A 13494-nucleotide genomic window follows, 5' to 3' on the forward strand; every position below is an offset into this window, starting at 1 on the left:
CCTCCTCAGACCGGCGAGGGCAGGGCCGCGAGGGCGGTGAGCTGGGACCGGATCTGGGCGATCGCGGCCTGCGGAGTGAGCTGGCCGCTTTCGACGGCGCCGACCGCCGAACCCATGACGTTCTCGAAGTTGGACCCGGATCCGGAGTACCAGGCGGGCTCGTCGTAGACGGCGGCGTCGGCGGCGGCCGCGTAGTTCGACTGCGGGGTGAGCTTGCGGTACGCGTCGCTGTCCGCGACCGGCATCCAGGACGGCACGTGCCCGCCCTCGGCCCAGGTCATGCTCTGGTCGAGCAGCGCCCTGATGAAGCCGAGCGACAAGTCGAGCTGTTCGCGGGTCTGGTCGTCGCGGCGGGGCAGCACCAGCGTGTGCGAGTCGGCGTGCACGGCGTAGGTGCCACCGAAGACATTCGGCAGCAGTGCCATCCCGAACGGCATCTTGGCGGTCTGGAAGGTGCTGATCTCCCATTCGCCGTTGATGTGGAACCCGGAGCCGCCGGCCGCGAACAGCGCGATGGCGCCCTGGTAGTCGATGGCGCCGGGCATCAGCTTGCGCTCGACGGTCAGCGTCCGCAGGTATTCCAGGACCTGCTGGGCCTTGGCGTCGTCCAGGACGACCCGGGTGCCCTCGTCGGCGATCACCTGGCCGCCGAGCTGCGCGTACATGGTGTGGAAGATCCGCCAGCAGCTGGCCGGGTCGGCGTTGATCCCGTGGGTGGCTCCGAACTGGCCGGTGACCTGCTGGGCCTTGGTGAAGGCGTCGGTCAGGGCGTCCGGCCCCTCGAGGACTTTCAGGGCGCCGGCGTCGTCGAGCAGTCCGGCCTCGTCGCAGATGTCGGTGTTGTAGAACAGCACCATCGGGTGGGTGTCGATGGGGATGGCGTAGGCGCGCCCGTCGATCAGCCCGGCCTCCCAGGCCCGCCGGTTGAACATCTCCGCGGCCATGCCGTGCCGGGCGAGGTCCTCGGGGCGCAGTTCCTGAAGGAGCCCGGCCTGCTGCATCGTCTGCATCCGGGTCAGGTGCGACACGGCGACGTTCGGCGGCTTGGCGCCGACCGTGGCCAGCGACAGCTTCGTGTAGTACGGGTTGCCCCAGGCCAGCGTCACGGCCTGCACCGGGATGCCGGGGTTCGCCGCGCGGTAGCCGGCGACCATCTGCTGCATGCGCAGGCCGTCGCCGCCGCCGAACAGGTCCCAGTACTCCACGGTGCCTGGGTCGAGTGGGGTGTTGGCCAACCCGGCACCGACCGGTGTCGAACATCCGGCGAGGGTGGCCGCGCCGGCGCCGGCCAGGACGGCACTCAGCAGGCTGCGGCGGGAGAGAACGCGATGGTCGGTCTGCATGAGCTCGGCCCTCCACCCTGATCCTTTGACGGGCGTCACTCACATTAAGACCATGTAACGCGTCGTGATACCGGAGTTACCTCAAGTGGCATAACAGGCGACGCGCGCCGCTTCTTCTCATGAATGTCGATGTGTTGTAACGTCTCGCGGGAGCGCTCCCACAATCCCCATTGGGTTCCCGGCCCAAGAGGAGCTTCCATGAGACGTGCCTTCCGTTCCCTCACCGCCGCCGCCCTGTTCGCCGTCGCCGGCGTGACCGGGTTCGTCGTGGCCCAACCCGCCCAGGCCGACACGCTGATCTGCGAGCAGTACGGCGCGACCACCATCGGCGGCCGCTACGTCGCGATGAACAACCGGTGGGGCGGCACCGCCGAGCAGTGCATCAACGTCACCGACACCGGCTTCCGGATCACCAGCCAGCAGAGTGTCGGCAACACGAGCGGCGCCCCCGTGTCGTACCCGGCGGTCTACTACGGCTGCCACTACACGAGATGCTCGCCCGGCACCAACCTGCCGATGCGGGTCGGATCGATCAGCAGCGCCACCAGCAGCGTCAGCTACACGTACGTGTCCGGCGCCACCTACAACGCGTCCTTCGACATCTGGCTCGACCCCTCACCGCGCACCGACGGGGTCAACGCACAGGAGATCATGATCTGGTTCAACCGGCAGGGCTCGATCCAGCCGATCGGATCGGTCGTCGGCACCACCACGATCGGTGGGCGCACCTGGGAGGTCTGGCGAGGTAGCAACGGCTCCAACGCGGTGATCTCGTACGTCGCGCCGTCCCCCATCACCAGCTGGAGCTTCAGCGTCCTGGACTTCATCAACGATGTGAAGGCGCGCGGCGCGATCACCGACTCGTGGTACCTGACCAGCATCCAGGCCGGCTTCGAGCCGTGGATCGGCGGCGCCGGCCTCGCGCTGAACAGCTTCAGCGCGTCGGTCAACGGCGGCGGAACGACCAGCCCGCCGCCCAGCAACCCGCCGCCCAGCAATCCGCCGGGCGGCACCGCCTGCCGGGTCAGCTACGCCACCAACGTGTGGAACTCCGGCTTCACCGCGAACGTCACCGTCGCCAACACCGGCAGCGCCGCGATCAACGGCTGGGCCCTCGGGTTCACGCTGCCCTCCGGGCAGGCCGTGACCAACTCCTGGGGAGCCACCCTGACCGGCTCGTCCGGTGCCGTCACCGCCCGCAACGTGAGCTACAACGGCAGCATCGCGGCCGGCAGCAGCGCCACCTTCGGGTTCCAGGGCACCTACAGCGGTAGCTTCGCGGCACCGTCCAGCTTCACCCTCAACGGAACCACCTGCACCAGGGGGTGACGCCACCCCGGCCAGCGTTCCGGCGGGCGCGGAGATGACCGCGCCCGCCGGGCACGCGTTTCTTAACTTTCCGTTGATATTGGGAGCGCTCCCATGAAACGATGCCTGTCTATGAGGAAGAAACTCGGCACCGTCCTGGCGGCCGCCGCGCTCGGCGCCGGCCTGCTCTGGGTAGCCTCACCGTCCGACGCGGCTGCGGCACCCCCGCACAGCTACGGCGAGGCACTGCAGAAGTCACTGCTGTTCTACGAAGCCCAGGTGTCGGGCAAGAAGCCGTCCTGGAACCGGGTGTCCTGGCGCGGCGACTCGGCGATGACCGACGGTGCCGACGCCGGCCTCGATCTGACCGGCGGCTGGTACGACGCCGGCGACCACGTCAAGTTCGGGCTGCCGATGGCCTTCACCACCACGATGCTGGCCTGGGGCGCGGTGGAGAACCGGGACGCGTACGCGAGCTCCGGGCAGCTCACCCACTTGCTGAACAACCTGCGGGTGCCCAACGACTACTTCATCAAGGCGCACCCCAGCGCGAATGTGCTCTACGGCCAGGTCGGCAAGGGCGACGACGACCACAAGTGGTGGGGGCCGGCCGAGGTGATGCCGATGGCGCGTCCGGCGTACAAGATCGATGCCAGCTGTGGCGGCTCCGAGCTGGCCGCCGAAACGGCGGCCGCGATGGCCGCCAGCTCCCTGGTCTTCCGGCCCACCGATGCGGCGTACGCGGACCGGCTGCTCACCCACGCGAAGCAGCTCTACACGTTCGCCGACACCGTCCGGAAGAACTACCACGAGTGCATCACCGACGTGACCTCGTTCTACCGGTCCTGGAGCGGTTACGCCGACGAGCTGGTGTGGGGCGCGATCTGGCTGCACCGGGCCACCGGCGACCCGGCCTACCTGGCCAAGGCCGAGGCGGGCTACGACGCGCAGGGCAACGAGAACCAGACCAGCACCAAGATGTACAAGTGGACGATCTCCTGGGACAACAAGCAGTACGGCAACTACGTCCTGCTGGCCCGGCTGACCGGCAAGCAGAAGTACCTCGACGACGCGAACCGCTGGCTCGACTGGTTCACCGTCGGCGTGAACGGTGAGAAGGTGCGCACGTCACCGGGCGGCATGGTGGTGGTCGACTCGTGGGGCGCGCTGCGCTACGCGGCCAACACCGCGTTCGTCGCGCTGGTGCACAGCGACCATCTCAGCGACGCGACCCGCAAGCAGCGCTACCACGACTTCGCGGTGCGGCAGATCAACTACGCGCTCGGCGACAACCCGCGCAACTCCAGCTATGTGATCGGTTTCGGCGCCAACTCGCCGAAGAATCCCCATCACCGTACGGCGCACGGCTCCTGGTGGGACAGCCAGCAGGTTCCGGAACAGACCCGGCATGTCCTGTACGGTGCGCTGGTCGGCGGGCCGTCGTCGCCGGACGACGCGTACACCGACAGCCGCGGTGACTACGTGATGAACGAGGTGGCGACGGACTACAACGCCGGGTTCACGTCGGCGGTCGCGCGGCTCTACGGCGAGTTCGGCGGGGCGCCCCTCGCGGGCTTCCCGGTCGCGGAGAAGCCGGACATCCCGGAGTTGTCGGTCGAGACGACGGTCATGCAGAACGAAACCCGGTCGACCGGGGTGAAGGTGATCGTCTACAACAAGTCGGCGTTCCCGGCCCGGGCGCTGACCGCCGGCAAGTTCCGCTACTACTTCACCCGCGACGACAGCTCGGCGTTGCAGGTCAGCTCGCCGTACACGCAGGGCTGCCCTGGTCCCACCGGCGCGAAGCAGCACTCCGGCAACGTCTGGTACGTCGAGGTGGACTGCACCGGCCACACCATCGCGCCGGCCGGGCAGTCGGCGCACCGGATGGAGGTGCAGCTCAAGATCGGGGTCGCCGAGGGCGGCACGTGGAACCCGGCCAACGACCCGTCCTACCAGGCGGCCGCCGGCCCGAACCGGGGTGTGCCGCTGTATGACGGGTCGGCGCTGGTCTGGGGCGCGGAGCCGGACGGCACGCCGCCGTCTCCGTCCCCGTCGGTGTCCGTTTCTCCGTCCCCGTCGGTGTCCGTTTCTCCGTCGCCGTCGGTGTCCGTTTCTCCGTCGCCGTCGGTCTCCCCGTCGCCGTCCTCCTCGCCGGCGGCCGGCTGCAAGATTGCCTACACGACCAGCGACTGGAGCGCCGGCTTCACCGCGACCGTGACGATCACCAACGGTCCGGCCGCGCTGAACGGCTGGAGCCTGACCTTCCCGTACGCCGCCGGCCAGAAGGCGACGCAGGGCTGGTCGGCCACGGTGACCCAGTCGGGCACTCAGGTGACCGTCACGAACGCGAGCTGGAACGCAAACCTGCCGGCCGGCGGCACGGTGAGCTTCGGCTTCAACGGCACGCACACCGGCTCGAACCCGCCGCCCACGTCGTTCACCCTGAACGGCACACCCTGCACGGCCGGCTGACCCTCCGCTGATCGGCGAGCCGGCCCTGGGCCGGCTCGCCGCGGGCGACTCGAATCACACTGTGCGCACGGCAACCGACCCGGGCAGCCCGGGCCCGGCCGGGTCATCATGGAGTGGTGACGAGGAGCCACACGTTTTGGACCTGACTGAAGCACGGGAACTCGCGGCCGGCCTGATGGCCCGCCACCAGCTCACCGATTGGCGCCTCACCTTCGACGATGCGAAGACCCGCGCCGGGATCTGCCGCCCGGCCCGCAAGGAGATCGGGCTCTCCCGCCCGCTCCTCCGGCTGTACTCGCCCGAGCAGGTCACCGAGACGGTGCTGCACGAGATCGCGCACGCCATCGCCGGTGCCGGGCACGGCCACGACCGGGTGTGGCGGGCGGTCGCCGTCCGGATCGGCTGCTCCGGCACCCGCTGCGTACCGGAGGACGCGCCACGCGTCGACGGGCCGTGGGAGGGTGTCTGCCCGGCCGGCCACCATACGACCGTGCACCGCCGGCCCATGCGGGTCCGGTCCTGCTCACGGTGCTCCCCAGCGTTCGATCGGTCGGCGGTGTTCGCCTGGACACACCGCGGGGCCCCGGCGCCGATGCACCCGCGCTATGTGGCCGAACTGTCCCGCATCCAGTCCGGCCGGACCGCGGACAAGACCATCCCGCTGCAGGTCGGCGACCAGGTGCGGCTCACCGGCCGCGGAAAGTACGGCGGTCTGGTCGGCACCATCGTCAAGCGGGGACGGAGCCGCTACCAGGTGCGGACCGGCGTAGGCCTGCTGAACGCCCCGTTCACCACGGTCGAGCCGGCGCACAGCAGATAGGGGCCTCAGTCGCGTCGCCGCGCGGCCTGGTGCTCTTCCAGGACGGCTTCCAGGTGCTCGGCCGGCATCGGGCGGCCCAGCAGGTCACCCTGGCCGAGCCGGCACCCGGCCGCCAGCACGGTGTCCAGGTCGGCCGGCTCCCGCACGCCGTGGGCGACGACCTGCATGCCCAGCCGCTGCCCGAGCGTCACGGCCACGTCCACGAACGCGTTCTCGTCGATCTTGAGCAGGTCGATCGGGAGGATCCGCAGCCGGCTCAGCGAGGTGGGGCCGGTGCCGAAGTCGTCGACCGCGGTCCGGATGCCCTGGGCACGCAGGCGACCCAGTTGAGCCGCCACGTCCCCGGCCGCGGGCTGGTGCACGTCGTCGCGTACGTCGGAAAGGTGTTGCTCGGAGATCTCGATGACCAGCGCTGCATGCGGCAGCCGATGATTCTCCAGGGCGGTCTCCAGACCGGCCTGAAAGGCCGGGTCGAGCAGCTCGCGCGGCCGGACGTTGACGGACAGCCAGAGCGACGGGTGCAGCCGCCGCCACTCGGCCAGCAGCCGGCATGACCGGTGCAGCACCCAGTGCTCGATCTCGGCGAGGTTTCCCAGGTCTTCGGCGAGCGCGAGCAGCTCGCCGGCCGGCACCGGGCCGAGCGTGGGATGCCGCCACGCCGGCAACACCTCGACCCCGGCCGGGCGCCGGCCGGGCAGCTCGACGATCGGCTGAAAGCGCAGCTCGATCTCCCCGCGGGCCAGCGCGCCGGGCAGGTCCTGCTCGAGCGTGGAGCGGCGCATCAGGCGGGTTTCCATCTCCGCGTCGTACCACTCGATGGCCGCCGGCGGCCCAGACCGGACGGACCGGAGCGCGAGCGCGGCCCGGCGGATCACCTCCTCGGTGTCGCCGTCGCCCACGTCGGTCAGACCGGCCCAGGCGGAGAGGTGCGAGACCGTGCCGGCCACCGTGTACGGCGCGGACAGCGCGTTGACCAGCTGGCTGGCGAGCAGGTGGGCGCGGACCGCGCCGCAGTGGGTGAGCACCGCGAACCTGGTCTCGCCAAGCCGGGCCGGTACGTCGGCGCCGGCCACCGCGGTCCGCAGCCGGCGAGCCGCCTCCACCAGTACGCACTCGGCCAGGTCCCGGCCGTGCACGTCACCGATCGCGGTGAGCCCGCCCAGCTCGATCACGATCATCGCGCCGGCGTCCGGGGTGAGTTCGGCGGCACGCAGCATGCCCTCCCGGTTGGCCAGGCCGGTCTGCTGGTCCAGGTGCGTGGCCTGCCGCAGCGCCTGTTCGAGGCCGTGCAGGTGGGTGATGTCGCGGATGTGCACGACCAGCGTGTGCCCGGGCTCGGCCGGATCCGGTCCGCTGATGGTCCAGGCCGTCTCGCGCCACCGGCCGAAGCCGTCGCGCAGCCGGACCACGATGCCGTCCGCGTCCTTACCGGACATCCGCGCGGTCAGGTGTGCGTGCACGGTGTCGACCTGATCGGGGTGCACCAGCACCGACACGGTACGGCCGAGAACCTCCTGCTCGGAGAGGCCGAACTGGCGTGCCGCGGCCGGTGACTGCCAGCGGACCGCGAGGTTCGAGTCCAGCACCATCGCGACGTCCGCCGAACCGAACATCAGATCCCGTAACCGATTGCCCTGATCGGTGAGGTGCCCGGCCTGACGCCGCAACGCGATCGCCGACACCCACTCCCTCGTCGCCACCGCCGCCACCGCGACCGTGCCCAGCAGGATCGACGTCGCGTCCACGCCGCCGCCGTTGATCAGGTGGTAGACCGTGACCAGCGCCGAACCGAGGATCAGCAGGGCCAGCAGCGGGAAGCTCGCCGCCGGTTCGCTGCCCGGCGGCGGCATCGGGCCCACGTCGGGAGAGATCCGCACCGACCCGTACCAGAGCAGGCCGGCGGCCACGTTCACCGCGATCCCCGCCACCACGGCCGCGATCGCCGCGTTCGGCACGCCGGGGAAGTCCAGGCCGATGACCAGAGCGGTCAGCCCGATCAACGACAACGCCGCGGCCGGCCCGCACCATTGCAGCGCGGCCCGGTGCCGGATCGCGTGGACGCCGCTGACCGCGACGGTCGCGGCGGCACCCCCGCCGAAGACCAGCGCGGTGATCGATGCCCCGCGCCGGTCGCCGTCGCTGAACAGCAGCACCCACGACGAGAAGATCAGGCAGGCCGTCACGCCCAGCGTGTCCAAACCGAACCGCAGCCGGCCCAGCAGGTCCCGGCGCTGGTGCGGCCGCAGGATCGCCACCAGGTACATGCCCGCGACCAGGAACAACGTCACCAGTGGAATCTCAGCCGGCAGCGGAACCCCGTCGACTCGCACCTCCGGCGCCACCAGGACGGCGATCCCGCTACCCGCCCCGGCCAGCGCGCCGAGCCCGATCCCGCCGGCCAGAGCGAGGACACGCGGGCGCGGCCCGGCGGCCCGCCCGGACACGGCCGCCGTCACCATCGCCACAGCGATCACACCCGAGCAGGCCGTGACCAGCCCGGCCACAGCGGCCACCGGGGGCCGGCCGAGCGCCACGACGTGCCCGATCAGCACCAGGAGCGCGGGCACGGCGTAGAGCGCCGGCCGGAGAGGGGTTCCGCCTGCCATCAGCGCCGTCCAGGGGTTCGTACAGAACTGCTGCACCGATTAACGACGAACCCTCGAAACGGTTACGGCTCATGGGGTGTCAGCACCCGGAACCCAGGAACTGCTGCACCGCCCGGTCCCCCTCGGCGTTGCGGCCCTGGATCGAGTGACCCATGCCCTTGATGACGACCAGCCGGCCGTGCGGTGTGCGGGCCGCCTGCTCCCTGGCCCACTCCACCGGCGTGGACAGGTCACGGTCCCCGTTGATCAGCAGCACCGGCATGGTCAGCCGGTCGTACGGCGGCCGCGGGTTGGGCCGCGACACCGGCCAGTGCCGGCAGCCCTGGACGATGCCCTGCTCCACCGCGGTCCGCGGTTCGAACGGCCACGCCTCGGCCGGGGAGATCTTGTCCAGTGCGCGGGTCACGGCCTCGTCCCGCTCGTGCAGCGGCGTCGACGAGTCACCCCACGGCGCACTGCGCAGGTCCGCGCAGAGGGTGGCCAGGTGCAGGCCGGCGCTGAACTCGGCCGGTGGCGTGAACCCCTGCCGCAGGCCCTCGATGGCGGCGTTCAGCGGGCCGGGGTCGCCCTGCGCGGCCCGGTGCAGCAGGTCGAGGACCGGGTAGAACCCGGTTCCGGTCAGCTTCGGGTCGACGATGCTGGCGATCACGAGCAGGTCGAAGACGCCGACCCCGTTGTCGTAGCGGCGTACCACGCCGGCGAGCTCGGCGGCCGGGTCGTAGCCGCACCGCTGCTCCCGGCACGCGCTGCGCAGCACCGAGCCGGCCCGGTGCAGGCTGTCCAGGTAGAGGGCGTCGGGATCGTTCTGCGGTACGACGGAGTCGAGGACCATCCGGCGTACCCGGTCCGGATGGGTCAGGCCGTACTGGGCGGCCACGAAACTGCCGTACGAGACACCGTCGAGCGTCCACCGGGCCACGCCCAGCGCGCGGCGCAGATCCTCCAGATCGGCCACGGTGTCCGCGGTGGTGTAGTGGTGGCGGTCCCGGCCGAGCAGGTCCGCGCACTCGCGTACGGCGGCCGGCGACGGCGGTGTGACGTCCGAGGAACCCACCTCGGCCTGCAACCGCGGGCAGTCGATCGCGCCGGCGCCGGTCCCCCGCTGGTCGATCATGACCATGCGGTAGTCGTCGAGCAGGTACGACAGCCGCTGCGCAATCCGCGGCACCAGGGCCGGACCGGGCTGGCCGGGTCCGCCGGACAGGACCATCAGCACACCCCGGGGCGCGTCCGCGTTGCCGGCGACGGCGACACGCAGCCGCAGCGTGCCGGGCCGGCGGCCGCTCCGGTCCAGCGGCACGGTCAGATAGGAGCAAGTGAAGGTGGTGATCTCGGGGCAGGGCTGTGCGCCGGTGAGGGCGGGACCCGTTCGGTGCCCGGCGCCGGCCGGAACGGTCAACACAGCGGTCATCAGGATGGCGATCAGCGCTGACATGGCATCCATGCGACACCGGGTCAGCGGCCGCGGCGTTGGACATTCATGCTCGTTGAGGTCGTCAGCCCAGCATCCGCTTGACCGTGCTCGGTGGCCGGCCGAGATGCTTGCGGACGACCCGGGTCAGGTGTGACTGGTCGGCGAAGCCGTAGCGGGCGGCCAGAGTACGCAGGCAGTCGGCGCCGTCCTGGAGCTCGCCCAGTACCGCGCGGATCCGCATCCGGTTGCGATAGTCGGTGAGGGTCTCCCCGGTGACCGCCCGGAAGAGCCGGCTCAGGTGGTGCGGCGAGCAGTTCACCTGGGCCGCGATCTCGGTCAGCCCGTACGCGTACCGCCCGTCGGCCAGGACTTCCCGGGCGTCCGCGACGAGCCGCCGGTGCGCCGCGGCGGTCGACGGGCGCCGAGGGACCGATCCGGAGGCCTGCGGCGCGAGCCGGTCCAGGATGGCGTGCAGCCGCTCGGCCACGGCGAGCGGGTCGAAGTCCTGCCGGCAGGTGGCCAGGAGGACCCGGTGGTGCAGGTCGGTAGCGTCGTCGAGGGGGAACGAGTACGCCGGCGCGGGCCACCGGTCGGAGACCTCCGGGTCGAGTTCGATCGCGGTGAAGGTGTCGCCGCAGCCCAGCGGATGTGCCACCCGCAGCTCGTCACCGGGACGGGTCAGGATCGCGGCACCACTGTCGACGAAGACCTCCTGACCGTTGACCTGCAACAGATAGGCGCCGGATCGGGGCAGCACGAGCCGGTGGACCGACTCGTACGCGAGCCGCCCGAACCGCTTGCCGTCCACTCCGCAGCGGGCCTCGAACAGCCGCATGCCGTCGAGGTGCCCGAGGCATCGGCCGCTGCCGGGCTGTCCGGCGTACCGGGCGCGGCACTGCTGACATGTCCATCGCATGGTCAGGCCAGCATGACGCGTACCCCGGCCTCCTCGATACGGGCGATTTCGTCGTCCGGCGCACTGGCGTCGGTGACCAGCACGTCGACCGCCTCGATCGGGCAGATCCGGGCGAACGCCCGCCGGCCGATCTTCGAACCGTCGGCGGCGACGATCACCTGGGCGGCGCTCTCGACGAGCAGGCGGTTGATGTCGGCTTCGCCCTCGTGGTGGCAGGTGGCGCCACGGCCGGTGTCCAGCCCGCTGACCCCGATGATGGCCGCGTCGATGGTGATCCGGCCGAAGATGCCGGTCGCGAGGGGACCGATCAACTCGAACGACTGCGACCGGGCCACGCCGCCGGTGGAGACCACCTTGACGTGTGGGCGGACCACCAGCTCGTTGGCGATGTTGAGGGCGTTGGTGACGATCGTCAGGGCCGGTTCGCCCGGCTCGTTCCGCAGGTCCGCCTGGGTGGCGAGGGCGCGGGCCACCTCGGTCGTGGTGGTGCCGCCGTTGACGCCGACCGTCGAGCCGGGCACGACCAGTGCCGCCGCGGCGGCGGCGATGCGCTGCTTCTCCACGGCGTTGCGGGCGGCCTTGTACCGCAGCGGCAGCTCGTAGGCGACGGTGTGTGCCACGACGCCGCCCCGGGTGCGGGTGACCATCTGCTGCTGGGCGAGCTCGTCGAAGTCGCGCCGGATGGTGGCCGCGGAGACGTCGAGCTCCTGAGCGGCCTCCTCGATGCTCAGCCGCTTCCGGTCGGACAGCAGCTCCAGGAGGGTGTTCCACCGCTCGTACCTACTCACGGCCGCAAGCATAGGCGTTGCAATCTTCTGCAATGTATCGCTAGTTTCATTGCATGATGTTGCATGTCGAGATCGAGATCGACAGTCAGCCGGAGTGTTGGCGCCGAGCCGTCGTGCTCGCCGAGAACACGCCGGCGCTGCCGCGTACCGGCGAACGGGTGGCCGTCGTCGGTTGCGGCACGTCGTGGTTCATGGCGCAGGCGTACGCGGCACTGCGCGAAACCGCCGGGCGGGGACTCACCGACGCGTACGCGGCGTCCGAGTTTCCGCCCGGGCGCGACTACGACCGGGTGCTGGCGCTGACCCGCTCCGGCACCACGACCGAGGTGCTGCACCTGCTGGCCGCCCTTCGTGGCCGGGTGCCGACCACCGCCATAACCGCCGACCCGGGCAGCCCGGTGACGCGGGCCGCCGACGACGTCGTGGTGCTGGACTTCGCCGACGAGCGTTCGGTGGTGCAGACCCGATTCGCCACCACGCAACTGATGCTGCTGCGCGCACACCTGGGCCAGGACACGACCGCGGCCATCGCTGACGTGGAACGCGCGCTGGCGCAGCCGCTGGGTGCCGGCCTGGTGACGGCGGAACAGTTCACCTTCCTCGGCTCCGGCTGGACCAACGGGCTGGCGCAGGAGGCGGCGCTGAAGATGCGCGAGGCGGCCGGTGCCTGGACCGAGGCGTACCCGGCGATGGAGTACCGGCACGGGCCGATCAGCATCGCCGCACCCGGCCGGGTGGTGTGGATCCTCGGGGCGACCCCGGCGGGCCTGACCGAGCAGATCACCGCCACCGGGGCCACGCTGGTCACCGCCGAGCTGGATCCGCTGGCCGATCTCGTACGCGTGCAGCGGCTCGCCGTAGCCGTGGCGCGCCACCGGGGCCTGCACCCGGACGAGCCGCGCCACCTGACCCGCTCGGTCATCCTCCAATGATCATCACGGTCACCCTGAACGCAGCGCTCGACATCACCTACGGCATGACGAGCGTGGCCATGGGCGACACCAACCGGGTCGCCCGGGTGCTGGAGCGGCCCGGCGGCAAGGGCCTCAACGTGGCGCGGGTGCTGCACACACTCGGCGAACCGGTGCTGGCCTGCGGACTGCTCGGCGGCGGCACCGGCGAGGCGGTCCGGGCACAGTTGACGCTGGCCGGGATCGACGCGGCGTTCACGCCGATCGAGGGCGAGTCCCGGCGGACCGTCGTGCTGGCCGAGCCGGACCGCACCACCCTGCTGAACGAGCCGGGACCGCGGGTCACGGCAGACGAGTGGCAGTCCTTCCTGGCCGACTTCCACCGGTTGACGGCCACCGCGGGCGTCGTGGTGCTCTCCGGGAGCCTGCCGCCGGGCGTACCCGTCAACGCCTACGAGACTCTGGCGGTCGCCTGCCGGCGGGCCGGCGCCGGCGTGATCCTCGACGCCGACGGCGAACCACTGCGACACGGCCTGGCCGGGCGGCCGGACATCGTCAAACCCAACGCCGGCGAGCTGTTCCGGCTCGGCCTGCCCGCCGAGGCGGTGCGTCGGGCCGGGGCCACGGCCGTCGTCGTCTCCCGGGGCCGCGACGGCCTGCTGGCACACACTCCCCACGGCAGCTGGACCGCGACCCCACCGGCGATCACCGGCAACCCCACCGGCGCCGGCGACGCCCTGGTAGCGGCCCTGGCCTGCGGCCTGGCACACGACTGGAGCTGGCCCGACCGGCTCCGGCACGGCGCCGCCCTCTCCGCCGCGGCCGTGCGAGCCGAGGTCGCCGGCGCCTTCGAGCCGGCCACCTACCGGGCTCTCCTCCCCCAGATCCGCCTCCAGCCCCTCTGAAGGACCCC

At 71.3% G+C, this 13494-nt stretch carries 10 protein-coding genes; 5 read left to right on the plus strand and 5 right to left on the minus strand.

What is annotated here, in order from left to right; translation table 11 throughout:
- Window positions 1–5: 5 nt before the first annotated feature.
- Window positions 6–1343 carry an extracellular solute-binding protein gene (locus I4J89_RS20265; protein WP_196415571.1) on the minus strand — a complete coding sequence of 446 codons (1338 nt, stop codon included), beginning with the start codon at window positions 1341–1343 and terminating at the stop codon, window positions 6–8.
- Window positions 1344–1541: 198 nt separating this feature from the next.
- Here I4J89_RS20265 and I4J89_RS20270 point away from each other — a divergent pair, with 198 nt between their 5' ends.
- The 3 genes from I4J89_RS20270 to I4J89_RS20280 all read left to right on the plus strand — a co-directional run bounded on the left by I4J89_RS20270 (window position 1542) and on the right by I4J89_RS20280 (window position 5946).
- Window positions 1542–2672, plus strand: coding sequence for a glycoside hydrolase family 12 protein (locus I4J89_RS20270; RefSeq protein WP_196415572.1), 1131 nt, complete (start codon window positions 1542–1544; stop codon window positions 2670–2672).
- A 111-nt stretch (window positions 2673–2783) separates the two neighbouring features.
- A complete protein-coding gene (locus I4J89_RS20275; RefSeq protein ID WP_196415573.1) occupies window positions 2784–5126 on the plus strand; it encodes a glycoside hydrolase family 9 protein in 2343 nt (780 codons plus the stop codon).
- Window positions 5127–5262: 136 nt separating this feature from the next.
- Window positions 5263–5946, plus strand: coding sequence for a SprT family zinc-dependent metalloprotease (locus tag I4J89_RS20280; RefSeq protein WP_196415574.1), 684 nt, complete (start codon window positions 5263–5265; stop codon window positions 5944–5946).
- A gap of 5 nt (window positions 5947–5951) precedes the next feature.
- Here the strand turns inward: I4J89_RS20280 and I4J89_RS20285 are convergent, their stop codons facing one another.
- The 4 genes from I4J89_RS20285 to I4J89_RS20300 form a co-directional block, all read right to left on the minus strand.
- Complete coding sequence (locus tag I4J89_RS20285) at window positions 5952–8552, minus strand: putative bifunctional diguanylate cyclase/phosphodiesterase (RefSeq protein ID WP_196415575.1); 2601 nt, start codon at window positions 8550–8552, stop codon at window positions 5952–5954.
- 79 nt (window positions 8553–8631) lie between these two features.
- Complete coding sequence (locus I4J89_RS20290) at window positions 8632–9987, minus strand: alpha/beta hydrolase (RefSeq protein ID WP_196415576.1); 1356 nt, start codon at window positions 9985–9987, stop codon at window positions 8632–8634.
- Between the two features lie 61 nt (window positions 9988–10048).
- Window positions 10049–10882, minus strand: a complete 834-nt coding sequence (locus tag I4J89_RS20295; protein ID WP_196415577.1) for a helix-turn-helix transcriptional regulator — start codon at window positions 10880–10882, stop codon at window positions 10049–10051.
- Window positions 10883–10884: 2 nt separating this feature from the next.
- A complete protein-coding gene (locus tag I4J89_RS20300; RefSeq protein ID WP_196415578.1) occupies window positions 10885–11670 on the minus strand; it encodes a DeoR/GlpR family DNA-binding transcription regulator in 786 nt (261 codons plus the stop codon).
- 56 nt (window positions 11671–11726) lie between these two features.
- Between I4J89_RS20300 and I4J89_RS20305 the strand changes: the two genes are divergently transcribed.
- Together I4J89_RS20305 and I4J89_RS20310 are read left to right on the plus strand one after the other, a co-directional pair.
- Entirely contained in the window at window positions 11727–12602 is an 876-nt protein-coding gene (locus I4J89_RS20305; RefSeq protein ID WP_196415788.1) for an SIS domain-containing protein, read from the plus strand.
- Entirely contained in the window at window positions 12599–13486 is an 888-nt protein-coding gene (locus tag I4J89_RS20310; RefSeq protein ID WP_196415579.1) for a 1-phosphofructokinase family hexose kinase, read from the plus strand. Before I4J89_RS20305 ends, I4J89_RS20310 begins: the two co-directional genes overlap by 4 nt.
- Window positions 13487–13494: the final 8 nt, after the last annotated feature.

The organism is Actinoplanes aureus, assembly GCF_015704865.1.
Classification (GTDB): domain Bacteria; phylum Actinomycetota; class Actinomycetes; order Mycobacteriales; family Micromonosporaceae; genus Actinoplanes; species Actinoplanes aureus.